The sequence below is a fragment of the Pedococcus sp. P2_D9 genome, assembly GCF_056404275.1.
The window spans coordinates 373,541-395,899 of sequence record NZ_JBFUEI010000004.1 but is presented as its reverse complement, the minus strand read 5'-3'; the positions used below and the strand labels follow the sequence as shown (position 1 = coordinate 395,899).

At 69.3% G+C, this 22,359-nt stretch carries 20 protein-coding genes; 14 read left to right on the top strand and 6 right to left on the bottom strand.

Annotated elements, in window-relative coordinates:
* Nucleotides 1–105 precede the first annotated feature (105 nt).
* Nucleotides 106–1,143: a hypothetical protein gene (locus tag AC1DXJ_RS09195; protein WP_477615443.1), complete on the top strand. Its 1,038-nt coding sequence runs from the start codon at nucleotides 106–108 to the stop codon at nucleotides 1,141–1,143.
* Between the two features lie 8 nt (nucleotides 1,144–1,151).
* Here AC1DXJ_RS09195 and AC1DXJ_RS09190 read toward each other — a convergent pair whose 3' ends face one another.
* Both AC1DXJ_RS09190 and AC1DXJ_RS09185 read right to left on the bottom strand, forming a co-directional pair.
* A complete protein-coding gene (locus tag AC1DXJ_RS09190) occupies nucleotides 1,152–1,670 on the bottom strand; it encodes a DUF1990 family protein (RefSeq protein WP_477615442.1) in 519 nt (172 codons plus the stop codon).
* Nucleotides 1,667–2,809: an LOG family protein gene (locus AC1DXJ_RS09185; RefSeq protein WP_477615441.1), complete on the bottom strand. Its 1,143-nt coding sequence runs from the start codon at nucleotides 2,807–2,809 to the stop codon at nucleotides 1,667–1,669. Before AC1DXJ_RS09185 ends, AC1DXJ_RS09190 begins: the two co-directional genes overlap by 4 nt.
* 45 nt (nucleotides 2,810–2,854) lie before the next feature.
* Here AC1DXJ_RS09185 and AC1DXJ_RS09180 point away from each other — a divergent pair, with 45 nt between their 5' ends.
* Nucleotides 2,855–3,853 carry an aminoglycoside phosphotransferase family protein gene (locus tag AC1DXJ_RS09180; protein WP_477615440.1) on the top strand — a complete coding sequence of 333 codons (999 nt, stop codon included), beginning with the start codon at nucleotides 2,855–2,857 and terminating at the stop codon, nucleotides 3,851–3,853.
* 9 nt (nucleotides 3,854–3,862) lie between these two features.
* Here the strand turns inward: AC1DXJ_RS09180 and AC1DXJ_RS09175 are convergent, their stop codons facing one another.
* From AC1DXJ_RS09175 to AC1DXJ_RS09160, 4 genes are read right to left on the bottom strand one after another with little or no spacing between them, the layout of a single operon-like run.
* A complete protein-coding gene (locus tag AC1DXJ_RS09175; RefSeq protein WP_477615439.1) occupies nucleotides 3,863–4,252 on the bottom strand; it encodes a pyridoxamine 5'-phosphate oxidase family protein in 390 nt (129 codons plus the stop codon).
* Nucleotides 4,253–4,266: 14 nt separating this feature from the next.
* A complete protein-coding gene (locus tag AC1DXJ_RS09170; protein WP_477615438.1) occupies nucleotides 4,267–5,646 on the bottom strand; it encodes an NAD(P)/FAD-dependent oxidoreductase in 1,380 nt (459 codons plus the stop codon).
* A 16-nt stretch (nucleotides 5,647–5,662) separates the two neighbouring features.
* Entirely contained in the window at nucleotides 5,663–7,099 is a 1,437-nt protein-coding gene (locus AC1DXJ_RS09165; RefSeq protein ID WP_477615437.1) for an aspartate aminotransferase family protein, read from the bottom strand.
* Entirely contained in the window at nucleotides 7,096–7,581 is a 486-nt protein-coding gene (locus AC1DXJ_RS09160; RefSeq protein WP_477615436.1) for an Lrp/AsnC family transcriptional regulator, read from the bottom strand. Before AC1DXJ_RS09160 ends, AC1DXJ_RS09165 begins: the two co-directional genes overlap by 4 nt.
* A 171-nt stretch (nucleotides 7,582–7,752) precedes the next feature.
* On the opposite strand from AC1DXJ_RS09160, the gene AC1DXJ_RS09155 reads away from it, so the two are divergent.
* The 12 genes from AC1DXJ_RS09155 (at nucleotide 7,753) to ispG (ending at nucleotide 22,306) form a co-directional block, all read left to right on the top strand.
* A complete protein-coding gene (locus AC1DXJ_RS09155) occupies nucleotides 7,753–9,210 on the top strand; it encodes a gamma-aminobutyraldehyde dehydrogenase (RefSeq protein WP_477615435.1) in 1,458 nt (485 codons plus the stop codon).
* Nucleotides 9,211–9,267: 57 nt separating this feature from the next.
* Nucleotides 9,268–10,494 (top strand): polyamine ABC transporter substrate-binding protein, encoded by a 1,227-nt coding sequence (locus AC1DXJ_RS09150; RefSeq protein ID WP_477615434.1) that lies wholly within the window; start codon nucleotides 9,268–9,270, stop codon nucleotides 10,492–10,494.
* Nucleotides 10,494–11,603 carry an ABC transporter ATP-binding protein gene (locus AC1DXJ_RS09145; protein ID WP_477615433.1) on the top strand — a complete coding sequence of 370 codons (1,110 nt, stop codon included), beginning with the start codon at nucleotides 10,494–10,496 and terminating at the stop codon, nucleotides 11,601–11,603. Before AC1DXJ_RS09150 ends, AC1DXJ_RS09145 begins: the two co-directional genes overlap by 1 nt.
* Nucleotides 11,603–12,517 carry an ABC transporter permease gene (locus AC1DXJ_RS09140; protein WP_477615432.1) on the top strand — a complete coding sequence of 305 codons (915 nt, stop codon included), beginning with the start codon at nucleotides 11,603–11,605 and terminating at the stop codon, nucleotides 12,515–12,517. Before AC1DXJ_RS09145 ends, AC1DXJ_RS09140 begins: the two co-directional genes overlap by 1 nt.
* A 1-nt stretch (nucleotide 12,518) precedes the next feature.
* Nucleotides 12,519–13,319: an ABC transporter permease gene (locus AC1DXJ_RS09135; protein WP_477615431.1), complete on the top strand. Its 801-nt coding sequence runs from the start codon at nucleotides 12,519–12,521 to the stop codon at nucleotides 13,317–13,319.
* A gap of 6 nt (nucleotides 13,320–13,325) precedes the next feature.
* Nucleotides 13,326–14,603 (top strand): saccharopine dehydrogenase family protein, encoded by a 1,278-nt coding sequence (locus AC1DXJ_RS09130; RefSeq protein ID WP_477615430.1) that lies wholly within the window; start codon nucleotides 13,326–13,328, stop codon nucleotides 14,601–14,603.
* Nucleotides 14,604–14,637: 34 nt separating this feature from the next.
* Nucleotides 14,638–15,732: an agmatinase gene (gene speB, locus AC1DXJ_RS09125; RefSeq protein WP_477615429.1), complete on the top strand. Its 1,095-nt coding sequence runs from the start codon at nucleotides 14,638–14,640 to the stop codon at nucleotides 15,730–15,732.
* Nucleotides 15,732–17,192, top strand: a complete 1,461-nt coding sequence (locus AC1DXJ_RS09120; protein ID WP_477615428.1) for an NAD-dependent succinate-semialdehyde dehydrogenase — start codon at nucleotides 15,732–15,734, stop codon at nucleotides 17,190–17,192. Before speB ends, AC1DXJ_RS09120 begins: the two co-directional genes overlap by 1 nt.
* 83 nt (nucleotides 17,193–17,275) lie before the next feature.
* The gene (locus AC1DXJ_RS09115; RefSeq protein ID WP_477615427.1) at nucleotides 17,276–18,343 is read left to right on the top strand and encodes a DnaB-like helicase C-terminal domain-containing protein; all 1,068 of its coding nucleotides are present in this window, start codon (nucleotides 17,276–17,278) and stop codon (nucleotides 18,341–18,343) included.
* Nucleotides 18,344–18,427: 84 nt separating this feature from the next.
* A complete protein-coding gene (gene dxr, locus AC1DXJ_RS09110) occupies nucleotides 18,428–19,696 on the top strand; it encodes a 1-deoxy-D-xylulose-5-phosphate reductoisomerase (protein ID WP_477615426.1) in 1,269 nt (422 codons plus the stop codon).
* Entirely contained in the window at nucleotides 19,696–21,057 is a 1,362-nt protein-coding gene (locus tag AC1DXJ_RS09105) for a M50 family metallopeptidase (RefSeq protein WP_477615425.1), read from the top strand. The genes dxr and AC1DXJ_RS09105 overlap by 1 nt, the downstream gene beginning before the upstream one ends.
* Before the next feature lie 88 nt (nucleotides 21,058–21,145).
* Complete coding sequence (ispG, locus tag AC1DXJ_RS09100; RefSeq protein WP_477615424.1) at nucleotides 21,146–22,306, top strand: flavodoxin-dependent (E)-4-hydroxy-3-methylbut-2-enyl-diphosphate synthase; 1,161 nt, start codon at nucleotides 21,146–21,148, stop codon at nucleotides 22,304–22,306.
* The last annotated feature ends 53 nt before the right edge of the window (nucleotides 22,307–22,359 follow it).

Here is a 22,359-nt window from a genome sequence, read left to right as displayed (position 1 = left end):
GAGCCAGGTCCACCAGCGCCATTCTCCTCGTCCGGCACGAAGTCGACACCGACAACCTTTTGCCGCCCCCAAGGCCTCGTGACGGATAGACGGAAGGGAGGAGCCATGTCGGCAACTCGAGTGCTCGGTGCCGTGTCGGGGGTGTTGCTGCTGGCAGTGGCCGGCTGCAGCGGGGAGGACTCGGCGGCGGCCACGTCGCCACCAGTCACGTCAGGCACCACCGCCACCAGGTCGACCCCGGCCGCGGCTCCCGTGCCGGCGGTGGGTGAGGAGTGGCTGGCCTACCAGGACAGCACATTCCGGATCCAGCTCGTGCGTCCGAACGGCTCGGACGAACATGCCCTCGACACCGTGAGCACCGGACCGGAGGACAACCCCGACTGGTCTCCCGACGGGACGCGCCTGACGTTCGTGGGCTCGGGCGACCAGGCGGGCAGCAACGCCGGGCTGTGGGTGATCGGCACCGACGGCAGCGGCCTGACGCGGGTCGTCAGCTGTGAGACGCCCTGCGAGTACCTCGACGACCCGGCGTGGTCACCCGACGGGTCGCAGATCGCCTACAGCCGCATGCAACCTCACGGTCAGACGGGCGGCACCCTGGAGACCGTGGAGGTGGGGACGGGCAGGACCAGGACGTTGCTCAGCGCGAAGGCGGGGGAGTTCTTCTCCGGCGTACGCTACGCGCCCTCGGGGAAGGCGCTCGTGGTCGAGTGGGTGCTCGCGACCCCCAAGGACCACGAGGACATCAAGGGGGTCACGCTGGCCCGCGTCGACCTCACGAAGACACCGCCAACGGTGAAGCGGCTGACCCCTCCTGCGGTGTTCGCGCAGACACCCGACTGGAGTCCCACCGGCGACCTCATCGTCTACGCCGCACTCCCGAAGGCCGGCTCCTCCGCCAACGACCTCTACCTCGTGCGACCTGACGGCGGCGCCCCCCGACGCCTGACGAACCTCGTGGCCGCAGGGAGCGGGGCCCTCTACCCCGACTTCACCGAGGACGGGTCCGCCGTGGTCTTCCTCGGCGCCGACGCGTCCGGAAAGCCGCGCTTCAGGGTCGTGGACCTGGCCACCGGCGCGGTGTCGCCGGCCCTCGGCGGCCTCGTCGCCGGGGTGCATCCACGATCCAGGCCCGTGCCGTGACCCGACCGTCACGAGCCGTGGTCGACCGCTCGCTGTACCGCCCTGAGGTAACCGAGCGCGGCGACGTGTTGAAGCCTGCGGGTCAGCGGACCGCCGAGACGCGTCAGCCAGCCGGCGGGTCGTGAGTAGGCGCGCACGACGGCGTACACGTCGGCGCCGCGGCGCTCCACGAGGAAGCCCTCCTCGCCGCTCTCGACGTGGCCCTCGAGGGTGCCGTAGCCGAACCCGGTGCGCTCCGGGCCCTCCTCGGCCCAGACGATGCGGCACGGCACGCCGACGACGAGGAGACGGCTCAGGATCTCCACGCCGACGGCAGCCCGCGGGGCCGTCGCCTGTGGCCGCAGCCCCAGTCCTCGCTGGGCCCCATAGGTCATCACGGACTCACTGGCCGATCGGTATGCCGCGTCGCCGGCTCCCAGCCGCCGCTCCACCGCGAGGTGGTGGTAGCCCTGGGGCAGCGGGCCGTCGAGCGTCAGGCCTCGCGGCTGGTAGGTGAACTGGCGTGCGGCCAGGTCAGCGAGCTTCACGGAGCCTCCTCGGTGCGCTCCGCGGTGGACGCGAGGACGATCTGGACGGCTTGCTCGGCGGTCTCGACCAGGTGGATCACCGAACCCATGCCGCGCTCCTGGCCCAGGGCCCGCACGGCGGCCCAGACCGGCACCGTCTCCGACCAGTACTCCTGGCCGACGAGGACGAGCGGCGCGAGCGGGGACTCTCCCGGCGCGTAGAAGAGAGGGGTGACCGCCTGGAAGATCTCCTGCACGGTGCCCGCCGCTCCCTCGAGGACGACCAACCCCGCGGTGGCCCGGGCGAGGAGGCCGTCCTCGCGGATCGCGTTGGAGAAGTACTTGCCGATGCCGTCACAGAAGACGTTCGGCGGCTCGTGGCCGTAGAACCACGTGGGGATGCCGAGGCTGCCCGCGTCGTCAGCGCGCGGCAGCTGCGCCCGCACCGCCAGGGCGGAGCTCACCCAGGCAGAGACCGACGGTCGGAACGACGGCACTGCCGCGAGCTGCTCGAGGGCAGCTGCGACCGAGGACTCGTCGCGGGCGAGGGCTCCGAGGTTGGCGGCCTCCATCGCACCGGGTCCGCCACCAGTGGCGACGACCAGTCCTCCCGCAGCGAGGGAACGCCCGAGTCCCGCCGCGGCGGCATACGCCGTGGTGCCACGCGCCAGTGCATGGCCACCCATGACACCGACGACGGGGCGCCCTGCGACGAACTCGTCGAGGGCATCCGTGATGGAGTCGTCGTGGATCGCCCGCAGGAGGGTGACGAAGGCGTCACGGTGCACCGCGCCGTCCCTCATCCATTGGTACGCAAGGAAATCCGGTGTCGACTCGTAGCCGCCTCCAGCGAGTCCGGCATACAGCTCGTCGGCGGTGTAGAGCGAGGCGCGATAGGGGTCGATCGGTGCGTGCGGGTCGGTCGGGAACACCAGCGCGCGGTGCGCACCGAGGTGCGCGCCCAGGGCGGGCGAGAGGCGCCCACCGAGGACCACGAGCCCCTCGACGTCGGTTCGAGCGAGCAGGCTGTCCTCGTATGCCGTGAGGTCGAGGTCCTGGAAGCGCAGGCCGGTGAGCGGGCGGCCTGACGAGAGCACGGCGTCGAGGTCGGCAAGGTTTTCGACCTCCGGGTCGGGGGTGCTCCTGCGGGCGCCGTCCATGGCCTGACTCTAGACGCGGCCGTGGCCTGTCTAGAGTCGGGTGGCATGGACGCGGGCTTCTCACAGGAGGTGGCGACCGACGCCTGGCGCGCCGAGGCAACGCGGTGGATCACCGACGAGCTCGCCGCGGTTGGTCTGGGTGTCACGGGGGACATCGAGCAGCCGCGGATCCGACCGTGGTCGACCCAGCTCGTCGTGCCGAGCGACCACGGCACGGTGTGGTTCAAGGCCAATTGCCCCTCGGCCGCGTTCGAGCCGGCCGTCCACCTCGCCCTCGCGGAGCTCGAGCCGGGGGAGGTCGAGGCGCCGCTGGCGATCGACGCCGAGCGCGGCTGGATGATGACGGCCGACCGCGGGCTGACCCTGGGGGAGCGCCACGACGCCACGCTGGCGGACTGGCAAGCCGTCGTCGCCCGGGCGGCACGCGTCCAGCGTCGTGTGGCAGGCCATGGCGGGACGCTGGTCGAGCGCGGCCTGCCGGACTGCTCTCCGGGCACCGTCCCTCAGCGGTACTCGTGGCTCATCGAGCAGCTGGCCGTCCTGCCGGCCGACCATCCGTCGCATCTCGCCGCTGACGAAGCGCGGTCCTTGCGTGGTCGGTCAGCAGTGGTGGACGCCGCCGTGGAAGCACTGCTCGCAGCGCCGATGCCTTCGAGCCTTCAGCACGGTGACCTGCACCCCCGCAACGTGTTCGTCCTCGACGACGGACTGCGCTTCTTCGACTTCGGCGATGCCCAGTGGGCACACGTGCTGGAGGTCCTCGCAGTGCCCTACGGCTTCGCGACCCGGGTCACGCACCAGCCCTGGGCCGAGATCCTCGACGCGTACGCCGCGGTCTGGTCCGACGTCATCGATGCCGAGGCGCTCCAGGCGCTGATGGGCCCCGCGATGGTCACCCACGCGGTCAACCGGTCCTTCACCTGGTTCGGTGCCGTCGTGGGAGCGCAGCCCGACGAGCTGGCCGAGTGGGGCGACGCGCCGCTGTACTACCTCAGGCTGGCACTCGAACCGTTCCCGCCGGCTGACCCGGAGTCCGGCCCGTAGCGACCGACGCTAGACGTTGCCGAGCACGCGGTCGACGGCGATCTCGACAACGACCCGTTCGGGGTTCTCCCGTGGCACGCGGTAGCGGGCGGCATAGCGGTCGACCGCGTCGGCCACCGCTGCCGCGTCGGTGAGCACCCGGGCCGTCCCCTCGAAGGAGAGCCAGTGCCGGCCGTCCACCTGGCACACGACTGCGCGACCTCCCAGGGCGGCGTTGCGGGCCTTGCGACTGCTGCCACTGGTGATCACGCGAACGACGAGTTCCGCGCTGTCCCAAGTGAATCCGACCGGCACCACATGGGGTGACCCGTCGGCGCGCAACGTCGTGAGCGTGGCCAGGTGTCGGGCCGTGACGAACTCGAGGGCGGCGGGGGACAGGTCAGCGGGGGCGGTCGACACGAGTGGAGTCTTCCCTAGTGGCCGGTGAGGGCGCTGAGCAGCCTGCCGAGCCGGGCCGGACGGCCGGTGCGCGCCTCCTCGAGGTCGGCGGCGTGAGCCAGCCTGAGACCCGCGTTGATGCCGGCCCACCGCAGGGGTTCGGGCTCCCAGCGTCGGCTGCGGTGCCCGACCCACGGCAGCTCGGTGAGCGGTGTGGGCCGACCAGTCACCAGGTCGGCCAAGGTGCGTCCCGCGAGGTTTGCGGCTGCGACCCCGTCCCCGACGTAGCCCCCTGCCCAGCCCAGGCCGGTGGACCGGTCGTGGCCCACGGAGGGGTGCCAGTCGCGCGCGATCCCCAGCGGGCCACCCCAGGCGTGCGTGAAGCGGACGCCTTCCAGCTGGGGGAGGAGGTCGGTGAGGGTCGCGCGCAGGTCGGCGAAGACGGTGGGCTCGTGGTCGAACTCGGGCCTGATGCGCGAGCCGTAGTGGTAGGGCGCTCCTCGCCCGCCGAACGCCAGTCGGTCGTCGGCCGTCCGCTGGCCGTAGATGATCACGTGGCGCTGGTCGCTGAACACCTCGCGCTCGGCGAGCCCGATCGACTCCCACCGCGCTGCCGTCAGTGGTTCAGTGGCGACCACGAGCGAGTAGACCGGGGCGACGGTGCGGCGCTCGCCGGAGAGCAGCGGCGTCCACGCCTCGGTGGCCCGGATGACGTGGCGCGCCACGACATGACCGCCGTCGGACAGCGTCGCGCGGCCGGGCTCAATGGTGCTGACCCGCGCCCCCTCGACGAGCTCGGCGCCCTGCGACCGCACTGTCGCAGCCAGGCCGTCGACGAGCATCCGCGGGTGCACCCGGGCGCAGTGTGGGGTGAACGTCGCGCCCTGGACCCGACTGGCGGCCAGCCGCTCGGTCGCCTCGGTGGCGTCGAGCCAGCGGGTGCCGGTGCCCCACTGCTCCGCGTGGGCCACCTCGGCCCGCGCCCTGACGACCTGGGCGTCGGACCGCGCCAGGGCGAGGGAGCCGCCCTTGCGGAATCCGCACTCGATCGCCGCGGATTCCGTTGCCCTGCCGACCTCGTCGACCGTGCGTCGCAGCTCCTCCAGCATGGCCAGGGCGGCGCTGCGACCCCTGCGGCGGGCCAGCGTCTCGGGACCGACCGGCCACAGCGCGGACACCCAACCGCCGTTGCGGCCGCTCGCACCGAAGCCGACCTGCTCGGCCTCGAGGACCAGGACGTCGAGCGAGGGGTCAGCCAGCAGCAGGTAGTGCGCCGTCCAGAGCCCGGTGAAACCGCCGCCCACGATGACCACGTCCGCACGGGGCGGGACGGGACGTGAGGAGGGCCCGGGTGCCGGCGACGCGGCATACGGGCCCTGCTCATGTCCGTCACTCGACCACAGGGGTTCGGTCACGGGGCGTCGACGCGTGTCAGAGGTGCTTCTCGGCGCCGGTGAGCACCGAGCGGAGACGCGACTCGATGTCGTCGAACTCGGTCTGCCCGATGATCAGCGGCGGCGCGAGCTGGATGACCGGGTCGCCGCGGTCGTCGGCACGGCAGTAGAGGCCGGCGTCGAACAGCGCCTTGGACAGGTAGCCGCGCAGCAGTCGCTCGGACTCCGCGTCGTTGAACGTCTCGCGGGTCTCCTTGTCCTTGACCAGCTCGATGCCGTAGAAGTAGCCGGCGCCGCGGACGTCGCCCACGATCGGCAGGTCGAGCAGCTTCTCGAGGGTGGCCCTGAACTTGGGGGCGTTGTCCTTCACGTGCTGGTTCAGGCCCTCGCGCTCGAAGATGTCGAGGTTGGCCATCGCCACTGCCGCGCTGACCGGGTGGCCGCCGAAGGTGTAGCCGTGCGGGAAGTAGGTCGTCCCCTTCTTGAACGGCTCGAAGAGCCGGTCGCTGGCGATCATCGCGCCGATGGGGGAGTAGCCCGAGGTCATGCCCTTGGCACACGTGATGATGTCGGGCACGTAGTTGAAGTCGTCGCAGGCGAACATCGAGCCGATGCGGCCGAAGGAGCAGATCACCTCGTCGGAGACGAGCAGGACGTCGTACTCGTCGCAGATCTCGCGGACCCGCTCGAAGTAGCCGGCCGGCGGCGGGAAGCAGCCTCCGGAGTTCTGCACCGGCTCGAGGAACACGGCGGCCACGGTGTCGGGACCCTCGAACTCGATGGCCTCGGCGATCCGGTCGGCGGCCCAGCGGCCGAACGCCTTGTCGTCGTCGCGCAGGTGCTCCGGAGCGCGGTAGGAGTTGGTGTTGGGGACCTTGAAGGCGCCTGGCACGAGCGGCTCGAACATCTCCTTGGCCGCGGGGATGCCGGTGATGGACAGGGCGCCCTGGGGGGTGCCGTGGTAGGCGACCGCGCGGCTGATGACCTTGTGCTTGGTCGGCTTGCCGGTCAGCTTGAAGTACTGCTTGGCCAGCTTCCAGGCCGTCTCGACGGCCTCGCCTCCACCCGTCGTGAAGAACACCCGGTTGAGGTCACCGGGGGCGCCGGCGGCCAGGCGTTCGGCCAGCTCGATGGCGCGGGGGTGGGCGTAGGACCACAGCGGGAAGAAGGCGAGCTCCTTGGCCTGCTTGGCGGCCGCCTCGGCGAGCTCCTCGCGGCCGTGGCCGACCTGGACGACGAAGAGCCCGGCGAGTCCGTCGATGTACTCGTTGCCGCGGTCGTCCCAGATCTTGTGGCCCTCGCCGCGGGTGATGATGGGGACGCTGTGGCCCATCCCGCCCTCGCTGCGGTCCTCGAAGACCGAGTGGCGCGTGAAGTGCATCCACAGGTGGTCGCGAGCGGCCTCGCTGTGCAGCGTGCCGAGCGGCGTGTGCGTGTCGCTGGACGGTTCGAAGATGGACAGGTCAGTGGTCATCGAGTACCCCAGTTGTAGTGCTGTTTGTTGAGTTTCAGGTAGACGAACGTCTCGGTGGTCTGCACCCCGGGGAGGGTGCGGATGCGCCGGGTCAGCAGGTCGAGCAGCTCGGCGTCGTCCTCGCAGACGACCTCGGCCAGCAGGTCGAAGGAACCTGCCGTCGTGACGACGTAGGACACCTCCGACATGGCGGTGAGGGCGTCGCCGACCGGTAGCAGGTCACCGTCGACGCGGATGCCGATCATGGCCTGCCGGCGGAAGCCCACCTGCAGGGGATCGGTGACCGCGACGATCTGCATGACCTCCTGGTCCAGGAGCCGCTGCACGCGCTGGCGCACCGCCGCCTCGGACAGCCCCACGCGCTTCGCGATCGTCGCGTAGGACTGCCGACCGTCCACCTGCAGCTGCTCGATGATCGCCTTCGACACATCGTCGAGGCGCACATCGGTGCTGGTGCTGGCGGGCCGGGTCACGGTGGCCATGGTGTCCTTCGAAACCGCTTCGCGCAAGTCCCAACACGACGGAATCGATCGCCACTGCATCAAATCGGCGACGATTTCCGCATTCTGACGGCCAGAACCTATTGAAATCCGCTGTGAGGCGGCTACAGTGCCACACACCGGAATCAGTAGCCGATCCGCATTGGAGCATCAGTGACTGCCACGTCCGCGGGCCCCCGTGTCCTGCGCAACTTCATCAACGGCGAGTTCGTGGAGGCGCGCACCGATGCGACCTCCGACATCGTCAGCCCGGTGACCGCCCAGGTGGTCGCCACTGCCCCCATCTCGACCGCGGACGATGTCGACGCCGCCTACGCCTCGGCCGCCAAGGCCTTCGAGGAGTGGGGTCAGACCACCCCCAGCGAGCGGCAGCAGGCGCTGCTCAAGTTCGCCGACGCGATCGAGAAGCGGTCCGACGAGTTCGTCAAGCTCGAGTCCGAGAACACGGGCAAGCCGCACGCCCTGACGGCGAGCGAGGAGATCCCGCCGATGGTCGACCAGCTGCGGTTCTTCGCCGGCGCCGCTCGGGTGCTCGAGGGCCGCGCCGCGGGTGAGTACATGAAGGGTCACACCAGCTGGGTCCGTCGCGAGCCGATCGGGGTCGTCGGCCAGGTGACCCCCTGGAACTACCCGATGATGATGGCCGTCTGGAAGATCGGCCCTGCGCTGGCCGCCGGCAACACCATCGTCCTCAAGCCGTCCGACACCACTCCCGAGACGACCCTGCTGATGGCCGAGATCGCCTCGGAGTTCCTGCCGCCGGGCACGTTCAACGTCGTCACGGGTGACCGCGACACCGGTCGCGCGGTCGTCGAGCACAAGACCCCCGCCCTCGTCGCCATCACCGGCTCCGTGCGGGCCGGGATGCAGGTCGCCGAGAGCGCCAGCCGCAATCTCAAGCGCGTCCACCTCGAGCTCGGTGGCAAAGCACCGGTCATCGTCTTCGACGACGCCGACATCGAGGCAGCGGTCGAGGGCATCGCCATCGCCGGCTACTTCAACGCCGGTCAGGACTGCACGGCCGCGACCCGGGTGCTGGCCGCTCCGCACATCCACGACGACTTCGTCGCGGCCCTGGGGGAGTACGCCAAGAACTCGGCGACGGTCGGTCTGCCGGACAACGACGACGCGCTGCTCGGCCCCGTCAACAACCGTGGCCAGCTCGAGCGCATCGAAGGGTTCCTGTCGCGACTGCCCGACCACGCGTCGGTCGCCGCCGGTGGCCACCGGATGTCCGGCCTGGGTGACGGCTTCTTCCTCGAGCCGACCGTGCTCTCGGGGCTGCAGCAGGACGACGAGGCCATCCAGGACGAGATCTTCGGTCCGGTCATCACCGTCCAGCGCTTCACTGACGAGGCGGAGGCCCTGCGGTGGGCCAACGGAGTCGACTACGGGCTGGCCTCCAGCGTCTGGACCAAGGACTTCGGCCGGGCGATGCGGGTGTCCAAGGCCCTCGACTTCGGCTGCGTCTGGATCAACACGCACATCCCGATCGTCGCCGAGATGCCCCACGGAGGGTTCAAGAAGTCCGGCTACGGCAAGGACCTGTCCATGTACGGCTTCGAGGACTACACGCGCATCAAGCACGTGATGGCCAACATCGACAGCTGAGCCACCCGCGTCACGCGGTCCAACGCCCCGACTGCCCCCACCCCGCAGGAGAGATCGATGAACGAACAGACCCCCGTCACCCCCATGCAGGCAGCGTTCCTGCGTGGCGTGCTCAGCCGCCGCACCCTCATGGTGGGATCCGCCGGTCTCGGGGTCGCCGCCCTGGCAGCCTGCGGATCCAAGGGCAAGACCGCCACGAACTCGGGCAGCAGCACCACCGCGCCCACGGCCAAGGCGGCCCAGGACATGTCCGACACCGAAAAGGTCATCAACTGGTCGAACTGGCAGCAGTACATCGACGTCTCGGACGACGAGAAGAGCCGCCCGACACTCGATGCCTTCACCAAGGCCACGGGGATCAAGGTCAACTACACCGAGGACTACAACGACAACGACGAGTTCTACGCCAAGGTCCGGCCTCTGCTCGCCGGCGGCCAGGACACCGGTCGCGACGTCTGGTGCTCCACCGACTGGATGGTCGCCCGGCTGATCCGACAGGGTTACGTGCAGCCGCTCGACAAGGCCAACATCCCCAACGCCAAGAACCTCGAGGCAGCCTTCCAAGACGTGTCCTTCGACCCCGGCCGCAAGTACTCCCTGCCTTGGCAGGCCGGCTTCGCCTGCATCGGGTACAACACCAAGGCGACGGGTGGCAAGAAGATCGAGACGATCACCCAGCTGCTCACGGACCCGTCGCTCAAGGGCAAGGTCACCCTGCTGTCGGAGATGCGCGACACCGTCGGTCTCGTCCTGCTCGACCAGGGCAAGGACCCGTCGAACTTCACCGATGCCGACTTCAAGGCCGCGATCGACATGATCCAGAAGGCCAAGGACGCGGGCCAGATCCAGAAGTTCACCGGCAACGAGTACACCGACGGGCTCAGCGCCGGCGACATCGCCGCCTGCGTCGCCTGGTCGGGTGACGTGGCATCGCTCGGGCTCGACGCCCCCGAGCTCGGTCTGACCCTCCCCGCCGCCGGATACACCCTGTGGTCGGACAACTTCGTGATCCCCGCGATGGCCAAGCACAAGAAGAACGCCGAGCAGCTGATCAACTACTACTACGACCCCAAGGTGATGGGCGAGGTCGAGGCCTGGGTCAACTACATCTCGCCGGTGACCGGCACCAAGGACGCGGTCGTGGCGATCGACAAGAGCCTGGGCGCCAACCAGCTGATCTTCCCCTCGGCCGAGACCTTGTCCAAGGCGAAGAAGTTCCGGGACCTCACCGCCAAGGAAGAGTCCGAGTACACCCGCATGTTCACCAACCTGGCGACGGGCTGATGGCGACTGAGACGTCCGGGGACCTGCGGCTGACCGGTCTGACCAAGCAGTTCGACACCTTCACCGCGGTCCACCCCATGGACCTCGTGATCCCCCAGGGCTCCTTCTTCGCGCTGCTCGGCCCATCAGGCTGCGGCAAGACGACGACGTTGCGGATGGTGGCCGGGCTCGAGCACCCGAGCGGGGGGCGGATCCACATCGGCGACACGGACATCACCGACACCAAGGCGCACCAGCGCAATGTCAACACGGTGTTCCAGTCCTACGCGCTCTTTCCCCACATGAGCGTGATCGACAACGTCGAGTTCGGGCTCAAGCGCCGGGGCGACAAGGCCGCCAAGGCCAAGGCCAGGGAAGTCCTCGAACTCGTCCAGCTCGGGGAGGTCGCGACCAAGAAGCCGGCGCAGCTGTCCGGGGGCATGCAGCAGCGCGTCGCGCTCGCCCGTGCGGTCGTCAACCGTCCCGACGTGCTGCTGCTCGACGAGCCCCTCGGCGCCCTCGACCTCAAGCTGCGACGCCAGATGCAGATCGAGCTCAAGCGGATCCAGCAGGAGGTCGGTCTGACCTTCATCCACGTCACCCACGACCAGGAAGAGGCCATGACCATGGCCGACACCATCGCGGTGATGAACGCCGGGCGGATCGAGCAGCTCGGCGACCCGGCCACCCTCTACGAGCGTCCCGCGTCGACGTTCGTGGCCAACTTCCTGGGCCAGTCCAACCTGCTCAAGGCCACGGTGACGGGTGGTGCGACGGGCGCGGAGGTGCCGGTCACGGCATACGACACGCCACTCACGGTGGCTGCTGACCACCTGCCCGAGGGCACCAAGGACATCTGGCTCGGGGTGCGGCCCGAGAAGCTCCGCCTGGGGGAGCACGGAGGACCCAACCGCCTCAGTGGCACGGTCACCGACGTCTCCTTCTCGGGTGTGGCGACGCAATATCTCGTGCGTATGCCGTGGGGCCAGGAGCTCACCGTCGTGCAGCAGAACGACGGGTCGGGTCGGGCGAGGCGAGGAGACGACGTCACCGTCTCGTGGGCGGCCGAACACGGGTTCGCACTCGACGCGGCGCAGGCCGCTGATGCCGGCGTCGAGGAGGAGGGGTAGTGGCCGAGGTCGCTGCCATCGGCGCGGGGACACCCGTCAACAAGCCCGTCCGTCGGGGTCGCTGGGTTCCCTACGCGCTGCTCGCCCCCGGTCTGTTGTTCCTGCTGGTCTTCTTCGTCGCACCCATGATCACGCTGGGGTCCCAGTCGCTGCAGGAGGGCAACGTCGACGAGGGCTACACGTTCACGGGCAACGTGGGCATCTACGCCGACGCCTTCGAGCGCTACTGGCCGCACCTGGTGCGGTCGGTCGGCTACGCCGGCAGTGCGACGATTCTCGCGCTGTTGCTCGGCTACCCGCTGGCGTACTTCATGGCCCAGAAGGCCGGTCGCTGGAAGAACATCCTGCTCGTCCTCGTGATCGCGCCGTTCTTCACGAGCTTCCTCATCCGCACGCTGGCGTGGCGCAACATCCTGTCCGACGACGGCCCGGTGGTGGCACTGGCCCAGAACACGGGCTTCACGAGCCTGTTGCAGGCCGTGGGCCTGACCGACAACGACACCCTCCTGGCGTCCAAGTTCGCCGTGATCTGCGGACTCACGTACAACTTCCTTCCCTTCATGATCCTGCCCCTGTACGCGTCGCTGGAACGTCTCGACAGTCGACTCGTCGAGGCGGCGGGCGACCTCTACGCCTCCCCGAGGGAGGCGTTCCGGCGCGTCACGTGGCCGTTGTCGCTACCCGGGGTCGTCGCCGGCACGTTGCTCACGTTCATCCCGGCCGCGGGCGACTTCATCAACTCGCGGCTGCTCGGCAACACCCAGACCGTGATGATCGGCCAGGTCATCGACAGCCAGTTCCTGCGGGTGCTCGACTACCCCTTGGCTGCGGCGCTGTCGTTCATCCTGCTCATCCTCATCGTCGCCCTGGTGGCTGCCTACGTGCGCAAGGCCGGCACCGAGGAGCTGGTCTGACATGGCCGTCCTCGCCTGGATTCGCCGGCACCTCGTCGCCTTCGCGGCGTTCGCCGTGCTGCTCTACCTGCTCATCCCCAACGTCGTCGTGGCGGTGTTCTCCTTCAACGACCCCGTGGGCAAGTTCAACTACAACTGGGCACGCTTCTCGACGGACGCGTGGACGAACCCGTGCGGGTCGCCCGGGATCTGCAGCTCGCTGGGGCTCAGCCTGCGGATCGGCGTGACCGCATCGGTGGTCGCCACCGTGCTCGGCACGATGGTGGCCCTCGCCCTTGGCCGCTACAGGTTCCGTGGGCGGGCGGCCACGAACCTGCTCATCTTCGTCCCGATGGCCACTCCCGAGGTCGTCATGGGCTCCAGCCTGCTGACCCTGTTCCTCATGCTGGGGATCCCCTCAGGTGCGACGGCGATCCTCATCGCGCACATCATGTTCTGTGTCTCGTTCGTGGTGGTTGCGGTGAAGGCGAGGGTAGCCACGCTCGACCCACGGCTCGAGGAGGCTGCGGCCGACCTGGGTGCCACACCCGCCCAGACGTTCCTGCGGGTGACCCTGCCCCTGGCGGCGCCCGGCATCGCGGCCGGGGCGCTGCTGGCCTTCTCGCTCAGCTTCGACGACTACATCATCACCAACTTCAACGCCTCACCCAGCTCGATCACCTTCCCCATGTTCGTCTGGGGTGCGGCCCAACGTGGCGTCCCGGTCCAGGTCAACGTGATCGGGACAGTCATGTTCCTGGCAGCCCTCGGCTTCGTGATCACCGGGCAGCTCCTCTCCAGCCGACGTCAGAAAGCAGCCTGATCCGCCATGCGCATCCTGATGATCGGCGCCGGCGGCGTCGGTGACGCTGCCGCACGCATCGCCGTCGAACGGGACTTCTTCGAGTCCTTCGTCGTGGCCGACTACGACCTCGGTCGTGCTCAGGCCACGGTCGCGGCGGCGAGCGCCAGGCGTGACGGCGAGCAGCGGCTCGTCGCGGCCCAGGTCGACGCGTCGGATGAGGACGCGGTGGCCGCGCTGGCTCGCGAGCACGGGTCGACGCACGTGTTCAACGCCGTGGACCCGCGGTTCGTCATGCCCATCTTCAGGGGCGCCCTCGCAGCAGGTGCGGGCTACCTCGACATGGCGATGAGCCTGTCCCGCCGCCACCCCGAGGAGCCCTACGCCAAGGTCGGCGTCAAGCTCGGTGACGAGCAGTTCGCCATGCAGGGGGCCTGGGAGGAGTCGGGTCAGCTGGCCCTGTTGGGGATCGGGGTCGAGCCAGGGCTGTCGGACGTCCTCGCGCGCTATGCGTCCGACCACCTGTTCTCGACGATCGACGAGCTCGGGACTCGTGACGGCGCCAACCTCGCGGTCCTCGACGACGACGGCAACGAGACCTTCGCGCCGAGCTTCTCGATGTGGACCATCATCGAGGAGTGCCTCAACCCGCCGGTGGTGTGGGAGCGCTCGCGGGCCGACGTGGGCGGGGGAGACGTCGAAGCGGGCTTCTTCACCCTGCCGGCGTTCAGCGAGCCCGAGGTCTTCGAGTTCCCCGAGGGCATCGGGCCGGTGGAGTGCGTCCACGTCGAGCACGAGGAGGTGCTCCTCATGCCCCGCTGGCTCGACGCGCAGCGGGTGACCTTCAAGTACGGCCTCGGTGACGAGCTCATCACCATCCTGCGCACCCTGCACACGCTCGGCCTCGACGGCACCGACCCCGTCAGCGTCAAGGGCGTGCAGGTGTCGCCCCGCGACGTCGTCGCCGCGGTGCTGCCCGATCCCGCCACCATCGGCCCGCGGATGAAGGGCAAGACCTGCGCCGGGGTCTGGGTCACGGGCACCGGCAAGGACGGTCAGCCGCGCAGCACCTACCTCTACCACGTGGTGGACAACGAGGAGACGATGCGTGACTACGGCGCCCAGTGCGTCGTCTGGCAGACCGCCGTCAACCCGGTGGTGGCCCTGGAGCTGTTGGCGAACGGCACCTGGAGCGGGTCTGGTGTCCTCGGCCCCGAGGCCTTCGACGCGGTGCCGTTCCTCGAGCTCCTGGCGGCGCCGAAGCCCGGCGGGTACGGCTCGCCCTGGGGCCAGGAAGACCGCTGAGACCATGACCTCGAAACGGCACTAGGGTCGAATCATGACGCGATACGGGCAGCAGTACGGCCCCGACTTCACCTTCCTCGGCGTGGACCGCTGCGACCTCGAAGACGAGAGCACGTATGCCGATGCGGACGTCGTGATCCTCGGTGCGCCCTTCGACGGGGGCACCTCACACCGGCCCGGAACGCGCTTCGGACCCCAGGCCATCCGGATGACCGACTACCTTCCGCACGACGGGTCGCGCCCCTCCCTGGCGCTGCGGACCGACGGCCTCGTCGACCTCCGGGTCGTCGACGCGGGCGACGTCGAGATGTACTCCGGCGACATCGAGCGGTCCCTGCCCAAGCTCGAGGCCGCGGTCGAGCGCGTCACGCGAGCGGGCGCCATACCCGTCGTCCTGGGGGGCGACCACTCGATCGCCTTCCCGGACGCCAAGGGTGTCGCCAACGTCCTCGGCCACGGCCGCATCTCGATGATCCACTTCGACGCGCACGCCGACACCGGTGACATCGAGTTCGGCTCCCTGTGGGGGCACGGCCAGCCCATGCGCCGGCTGATCGAGTCCGGTGCGCTGCGAGGCGACCGGTTCCTCCAGGTCGGGCTGCGGGGCTACTGGCCCCCGCCGGAGACCCTCGACTGGATGGCCGGTCAGGAGATGCGGTCGTTCGAGATGACCGAAATCGTGCACCGGGGGCTCGACGAGGTCCTCACCGAGGCGTTCACCATCGCCACGGACGACTGCGACGGTGTCTTCCTGTCGGTGGACATCGACGTCTGCGACCCGGGCCATGCGCCGGGCACCGGCACCCCGGAGCCCGGTGGGCTCTCGGCCCGACAGCTGCTCGACGCCGTGCGCCGGATCTGTCTCGAGCTGCCGGTCGTCGGTGTCGACATCGTCGAGGTGAGCCCGCCCTACGACCACGCCGACATCACCGCTGCGCTCGCGAACCGCGTTGTCCTCGAAGCCCTTTCGGCGATCGCGCGCAAGCGGCAGGACGAGCGGGAGGGAACTCGCTGGGACCCCTCGCAACCGCTGCTCGCCGGGCGCAACGGAGCCATTCCCGAGGGGCACATCCCGCAGCACCACCACACCCACGCCACGCACGACCACGTACCGGAGGACCACGGCTGATGGCCACCACCCAGAAGACCCTCATCGACTCGGTTCCCAAGGGACTGTTCATCGGCGGCGCGTGGCGCGACGCCACGGGCGGCGGCACCCTTGCCGTCGAGGACCCCTCGAGCGGTGCCACGCTCGCCCACGTGGCCGACGCCACGGTGGCCGACGGCAAGGCGGCCCTCGATGCAGCCGTTGCGGCGCAAGGGGACTGGGCCAAGACGCCTCCGCGCGACCGGGGCGAGATCCTGCGTGCCGCGTTCGAACGGATCACCGAGCGCGCCGAGGACTTCGCCACGCTGATGACCCTCGAGATGGGCAAGACGCTTGCCGAGTCGCGCGGAGAGGTGACCTACGGCGCCGAGTTCTTCCGCTGGTTCTCCGAGGAGGCCGTTCGCATCCACGGTCGCTGGTCGACGGCTCCCAACGGCGCGACCCGGCTGCTCACGATGAAGAAGCCCGTCGGGCCGACCCTGATGATCACCCCGTGGAACTTCCCGCTGGCGATGGGCACGCGCAAGATCGGGCCGGCCATCGCTGCCGGCTGCACCATGGTCGTCAAGCCGGCCAGCCAGACCCCGCTGACCATGCTCGCCCTGGCGGACCTGCTGCGCGAATGCGGGCTGCCCGCCGGTGTCCTCAACGTCGTCACGACGTCCCACACGGGTGACGTGATGGAACCCCTCATCCGCGACCCCAGGCTGCGCAAGCTCACCTTCACCGGCTCAACCGGGATCGGTCGCAGGCTGGTCGAGCAGTCGGCCGAACAGCTGCTCAGGGTCTCCATGGAGCTCGGCGGCAACGCCCCGTTCATCGTCTTCGAGGACGCCGACCTCGACCGGGCCGTCGATGGCGCGATGCTCGCCAAGATGCGCAACATCGGTGAGGCGTGCACGGCGGCCAACCGTTTCTTCGTCCACGAGGGTGTGGCTGACGAGTTCGCGAAGAAGTTCGCCGCGCGGATGGCCGGCCTGACCCTCGGCAAGGGCACCAAGAAGGGCGTCGACGTCGGTCCGCTGATCGATGCCAAGGCGCGCGACGGAGTCAGCGAGCTGGTCGAGGACGCCAAGGCCAAGGGGGGCACGGTCCTGACCGGCGGAGGACAGGTCAAGGGCCGGGGCTACTTCTTCGAGCCGACCGTGATCAGCGGGGTGCCCATGACGGCTCGGATGATGAAGGAGGAGATCTTCGGGCCCGTGGCCCCGATCGCCACCTTCCGTACCGAGGCCGAGGCCATCACCAAGGCCAACAGCACCGAGTTCGGCCTCGCCTCGTACGTCTACACGAACGACCTCGGACGGGTGATCCGGGTCAGTGAGGCGCTGGAGTACGGGATGATCGGCATCAACCAGGGGATCATCTCCAATCCGGCAGCCCCCTTCGGCGGCGTCAAGGCTTCCGGCTTCGGCCGGGAGGGTGGCTTCGAGGGCATCGAGGAGTACCTCGAGACCACCTATGTCGGGATTGCCCCTTAAGGGCTGAACTGGGGTCATCCGTTCGGTGCCAAAGTTCACCGAACCGTTTCCACCGGAGGCACATCGACGGTTCAATCTGTCGCATGACCAGCGCTGAACCAGCGGGAGCAAGCGTCCTGTCCATCACCGGCGAACCGCCAGTGCAGTCGCGCAACGTCGGCCGACTGCGATCGCTCGCCGACGTCCTCCTCGAGACGGACGAGAAGCTGCGGCTGGGCCAGACCGCCGGAGCACGCGTCTGGCCCACGGGCTTCGACGCCCTCGACGTGGCCCTGACCGGTGGCTTCCGCTCGGGCGAGCTGGTCCTTCTCGGTGGGCCGCAGGGACTGGGCAAGACGGCGATGGCACTGCAGATGCTGCGCAACGCCGTCGCGGCCAACCGCAGCGCGGTCCTCTTCTCCTACGAGCACGACGCCCACAGCATCTTGGAGCGGCTCATCGCGATCGAGGCGGGAGCCATCGCCGGCACCGACGCCGTCGGTCTGAACAAGATCAGGGCCGGCTTCGAAGCCAGGCACAGCCGCACGAAGTCGATGCGCGAGCGCTTCGGTGAGACCGTCGGCGGCATGGAGGCCGTCGAGGCCCTCGAGAGCTACGGCCAACGACTGCACGTGCACACCTCGAGTGGGATGCACACCACGCTCGATGAGATCCGTGCCGCCGTTGCCGAGATCATCGAGACCGACGGACGCCCCCCACTGGTCCTGGTCGACTACCTCCAGAAGGTCCCGGTGGCCGGGGTCATGGGCGAGGAGGAGCGAGTCTCCATCGTCGTCGAGCGGCTCAAGGACATGGCGCTCGAGCTGGGCGTCCCGGTCCTGGCGATCGTCGCCGCCGACAAGTCCAGCCTGGTGGCCGGCCGGCGGATGCGGGTCAACGACCTGCGTGGCTCGTCGGCCCTCGCCTACGAGGCCGACGTCGTGCTGATCCTCAATGACAAGTACGACATCGTCGCCAAGCACCACCTCGTCTACCACCTGGGTAACGCCGAGCGGTTCCGCCACTGGGTCGTCATGTCGATCGAGAAGAACCGCAACGGCGCCGACCACCTCGAGCTGGAGTTCCAGAAGCGGTTCGACCAGGGCCGGTTCGAGCCGGCCGGTCGCGTGGTCGAGGAGCAGCTCATCGAGGAGCGGGTCTTCCAGGAGTAGGTGTGCCCGGACGCGCCACCCAGGTGGCGCAGGACGGTCGTCCGGCCAGCGGCTCGAGCGGGATGGGACCGCGTGCCTGCCGACATGCGCGACAATGAACCAGTGACTTCCCCGCGCACCGTCGCCGTCCTCGGCTCGACCGGCTCCATCGGCACCCAGGCCCTGGACGTCATCGCGCGCAACCCCGACCGCTTCCGGGTGGTCGCCCTCTCCGCGGGGTCCAACGTCGAGCTGGTCGCCGAGCAGGCAGTCACGTTCGAGGTCGACCTCGTCGCGGTGGCCCGCGGYACCCACGAGCAGGTCGCCGAGGCCATTGGTGCGTATGCCGCGCGGGCCGGCCGCGCGGCATACCGGCCCCAGGTGGTGGTCGGGGACGACGCTGCGGTGACGGCCGCTGGGTGTGGCGCAGACGTCGTCCTCAACGGAATCACGGGGGCCATCGGGCTGCGTCCGACGCTGGCGGCCCTGGCCGAGGGCTCCACGCTCGCGCTGGCCAACAAGGAGTCGCTCATCGTGGGCGGACCACTGGTCAAGGCCGCCGCCAAGCCGGACCAGATCGTGCCCGTCGACTCCGAGCACTCGGCCATCGCCCAGTGCCTGCGCGGGGGGCGCGCCGACGAGGTGCGCCGGCTGGTGGTCACCGCCAGTGGGGGACCGTTCCGTGGGCGCAGCCGCGAGTCGTTGCGAGCCGTGACCCCGGCTGAGGCGCTCGCGCACCCGAACTTCTCGATGGGGCGCGTCATCACGACCAACTCGGCGACCCTGGTCAACAAGGGGCTCGAGGTGATCGAGGCGCACCTGCTCTTCGACATCCCGTTCGACCGCATCGACGTCGTCGTCCACCCGCAGCAGCTGATCCACTCGATGGTGGAGTTCGTGGACGGTTCGACCATCGCCCAGGCCGGACCGCCGCGGATGCTCGTGCCGATCGCGCTCGGGCTGTCCTGGCCGGCGCGGCTCGCCGACGTCGACGTCCCCGTGGACTGGACCCAGGCGCAGTCGTGGGAGTTCGAACCGCTCGACGACGCGGCCTTCCCGGCCGTGCGCCTTGCCCGACAGGTCGGCGAGGCCGGGGGCACCAGTCCAGCGGTCTACAACGCAGCCAACGAGGTCGCCGTCGATGCCTTCCACGACGGTCGCATCGGCTTCGTCGAGATCGTCGACACGGTGGCCAGGATCGTGGACATCCACGGGTCCGGCGGTGCACGCGGGATCGAATCAGGGACACTGACCGTTGAGGACGTGATGCGCGCGGACGCGTGGGCGCGCGAGGAGGCTCGGAAGGTGCTGGGTTTGCAGACTGGATCGATGACCGAGGAGTCGCTGGCGGACACCGAGGGGGCGCTTCGCTGATGACGGCCCTGCTGTACGTGCTCGGCGTGCTCTTCGTGGTCCTGGGGGTGGGCCTGTCGATCGGGCTGCACGAGATCGGGCACCTCGTCCCCGCCAAGAAGTTCGGGGTCAAGGTCACCCAGTACATGGTCGGCTTCGGACCGACCGTGTGGTCGACGAGGCGGGGCGAGACCGAGTACGGCATCAAGGGCATCCCGCTCGGCGGCTACATCCGGATGATCGGCATGTTCCCGCCGCGGCCGGGAGACAAGCCCGGGACGTTGCGCGTGTCGAGCACCGGCCGGTTCACCCAGCTCGCCGACGAGGCACGTCAGCTCAGCCTCGAGGAGATCAGGCCCGGCGACGAGGACCGCGTCTTCTACAAGCTGTCGGTGCCGAAGAAGGTCGTCGTCATGATGGGCGGCCCGGTGATGAACCTGGTCATCGCCGTCGTGCTGCTCACCGGGCTGGTGACCATCTACGGCATGCAGGTGGAGAAGGACGGGGCGGTCGTGGCCTCGGTCAGCGAGTGCGTCGTGCCCGCCAGCCAGGCGGCCGCCAAGACGACCTGTGCCCCCTCCGACCCCAAGACCCCGGCCTTCATCGCCGGCATCCGGCCCGGCGACCACATCCTGTCCATCGCGGGCCAACCCATCAAGCGCACCATCGATGTCGGCAAGCAGATCCGGCCCAGGGTCGGCGAGCAGACCGAGATCGTGGTGCTGCGCGACGGCGCCCGGGAGACGCTGCGGGTCAGCCCGATCCGCAACACCGTGCAGCAGGTCGGCCCGGACGGCACCCCGCTGGTGGACGCCGACGGTCAGCCCGTGGTCCTCGAGGCCGGTTTCCTCGGGGTCTCGTCGGCTCCCGTGCTGGCCCTCGAGCGCCAGAGCGTCACGGTTGTTCCTGGCATCCTCGGCGATCAGGTCTCGCACATCGCCGGGGTGCTCCTGCACATCCCGCAGCGGATGACCGACGTCGCGCAGGCGGCGTTCGGCTCCGAGGAACGCGACCCGAACGGACCGGTGTCCGTGGTCGGCGTGGGCCGGATGGCCGGCGAGATCTCGTCGGGCTCCATCAAGGGACTCGACGACAGCCTCGGCGGCAAGATCGCGATCCTGGTCAACCTGATGGCCGGCCTCAACCTCGCGCTGTTCGTCTTCAACCTGATCCCGCTGCTGCCCCTGGACGGCGGCCACGTCGCGGGAGCGTTGTGGGAGGGGCTCAAGCGCAACGCGGCACGCCTGCTGAACCGCCCCGACCCCGGGCACGTGGACGTCGCCAAGGCGTTGCCCGTCGCCTATGCGGTGTCCTCGGTGCTCATCGTGATGTCCGCGCTGCTCATCTACGCCGACTTCGTCAAGCCCGTCAAGCTCGGCTGACCCCGGCCTCGGGTCGGCCATGCGGCCGGCGCGGAGCCGGCTTCCAGCCGGCGTCGGCCTCCACCTCTCTCTGGGAGATACTCAACGCATGACTGTTGGACTAGGTATGCCGGCCCTGCCCCCGCCCGTGCTCGCGCCCCGCCGCAAGACGCGCAAGATCAAGGTCGGCAAGGTCGAGGTCGGCGGCGACGCCCCCATCTCGGTGCAGTCGATGTGCACGACGCCCACCACCGACATCAACAGCACCCTGCAGCAGATCGCCGAGCTCACCGCCTCGGGCTGCGACATCGTGCGCGTCGCGTGCCCGAGCCAGGACGATGCCGAGGCGCTCCCCGCGATCGCCCGCAAGTCCCAGATCCCGGTCATCGCGGACATCCACTTCCAGCCCAAGTACGTCTTCGCGGCGATCGACGCCGGCTGCGCCGCGGTGCGGGTCAACCCGGGCAACATCCGCAAGTTCGACGACCAGGTCAAGCAGATCGCAGCGGCGGCCAAGGATGCCGGTGTCTCGATCCGGATCGGCGTCAACGCCGGCTCGCTCGACCCCCGGCTTCTCGAGAAGTACGGCAAGGCAACGGCGGAGGCCCTGGTCGAGTCGGCCGTGTGGGAGGCCTCCCTCTTCGAGGAGCACGACTTCCACGACTTCAAGATCTCGGTCAAGCACAACGACCCCGTCGTCATGGTCAAGGCCTACGAGATGCTCTCCGAGCGGGGCGACTGGCCGCTGCACCTCGGGGTGACCGAGGCGGGGCCGGCGTTCCAGGGCACCATCAAGTCCGCCACCGCCTTCGGTGCGCTGTTGTCCAAGGGCATCGGCGACACCATCCGCGTGTCGTTGTCCGCCCCGCCGGTCGAGGAGGTCAAGGTCGGCAACCAGATCCTGCAGTCCCTGAACCTCAAGCCGCGCAAGCTCGAGATCGTCTCCTGCCCCTCGTGCGGTCGGGCCCAGGTCGACGTCTACAAGCTTGCCGACGAGGTCACTGCCGGACTGGAGGGGATGACGGTCCCGCTGCGCGTCGCGGTCATGGGCTGTGTCGTCAACGGTCCCGGCGAGGCTCGCGAGGCCGACCTCGGCGTCGCGTCCGGCAACGGCAAGGGCCAGATCTTCGTCAAGGGCGAGGTCATCAAAACCGTGCCCGAGAGCCAGATCGTCGAGACGCTCATCGAGGAGGCGATGCGCATCGCCGACGAGATGGGTGAGCCCATCGACGAGGAAAGCGCCGGGGCTCCGTCGGTCACGGTCGGCTGACCAGGCTCTCGGGCCCGCCCCCACCAGCGGACCCGAGAGTGACCTGTTCCCCG

What these genes read in the sequence shown, in the direction of transcription:
- AC1DXJ_RS09180 (WP_477615440.1), top strand. Translation starts at nt 2,855, where the DNA reads ATGGACGCGGGCTTCTCACAGGAGGTGGCGACCGACGCCTGGCGCGCC.
- AC1DXJ_RS09130 (WP_477615430.1), top strand. Translation starts at nt 13,326, where the DNA reads ATGCGCATCCTGATGATCGGCGCCGGCGGCGTCGGTGACGCTGCCGCA.
- AC1DXJ_RS09115 (WP_477615427.1), top strand. Translation starts at nt 17,276, where the DNA reads ATGACCAGCGCTGAACCAGCGGGAGCAAGCGTCCTGTCCATCACCGGC.
- AC1DXJ_RS09160 (WP_477615436.1), bottom strand. Translation starts at nt 7,581, where the DNA reads ATGGCCACCGTGACCCGGCCCGCCAGCACCAGCACCGATGTGCGCCTC.
- AC1DXJ_RS09135 (WP_477615431.1), top strand. Translation starts at nt 12,519, where the DNA reads ATGGCCGTCCTCGCCTGGATTCGCCGGCACCTCGTCGCCTTCGCGGCG.
- ispG (WP_477615424.1), top strand. Translation starts at nt 21,146, where the DNA reads ATGACTGTTGGACTAGGTATGCCGGCCCTGCCCCCGCCCGTGCTCGCG.
- AC1DXJ_RS09145 (WP_477615433.1), top strand. Translation starts at nt 10,494, where the DNA reads ATGGCGACTGAGACGTCCGGGGACCTGCGGCTGACCGGTCTGACCAAG.
- AC1DXJ_RS09150 (WP_477615434.1), top strand. Translation starts at nt 9,268, where the DNA reads ATGAACGAACAGACCCCCGTCACCCCCATGCAGGCAGCGTTCCTGCGT.
- AC1DXJ_RS09105 (WP_477615425.1), top strand. Translation starts at nt 19,696, where the DNA reads ATGACGGCCCTGCTGTACGTGCTCGGCGTGCTCTTCGTGGTCCTGGGG.
- AC1DXJ_RS09185 (WP_477615441.1), bottom strand. Translation starts at nt 2,809, where the DNA reads ATGGACGGCGCCCGCAGGAGCACCCCCGACCCGGAGGTCGAAAACCTT.
- AC1DXJ_RS09120 (WP_477615428.1), top strand. Translation starts at nt 15,732, where the DNA reads ATGGCCACCACCCAGAAGACCCTCATCGACTCGGTTCCCAAGGGACTG.
- speB (WP_477615429.1), top strand. Translation starts at nt 14,638, where the DNA reads ATGACGCGATACGGGCAGCAGTACGGCCCCGACTTCACCTTCCTCGGC.
- AC1DXJ_RS09195 (WP_477615443.1), top strand. Translation starts at nt 106, where the DNA reads ATGTCGGCAACTCGAGTGCTCGGTGCCGTGTCGGGGGTGTTGCTGCTG.
- AC1DXJ_RS09165 (WP_477615437.1), bottom strand. Translation starts at nt 7,099, where the DNA reads ATGACCACTGACCTGTCCATCTTCGAACCGTCCAGCGACACGCACACG.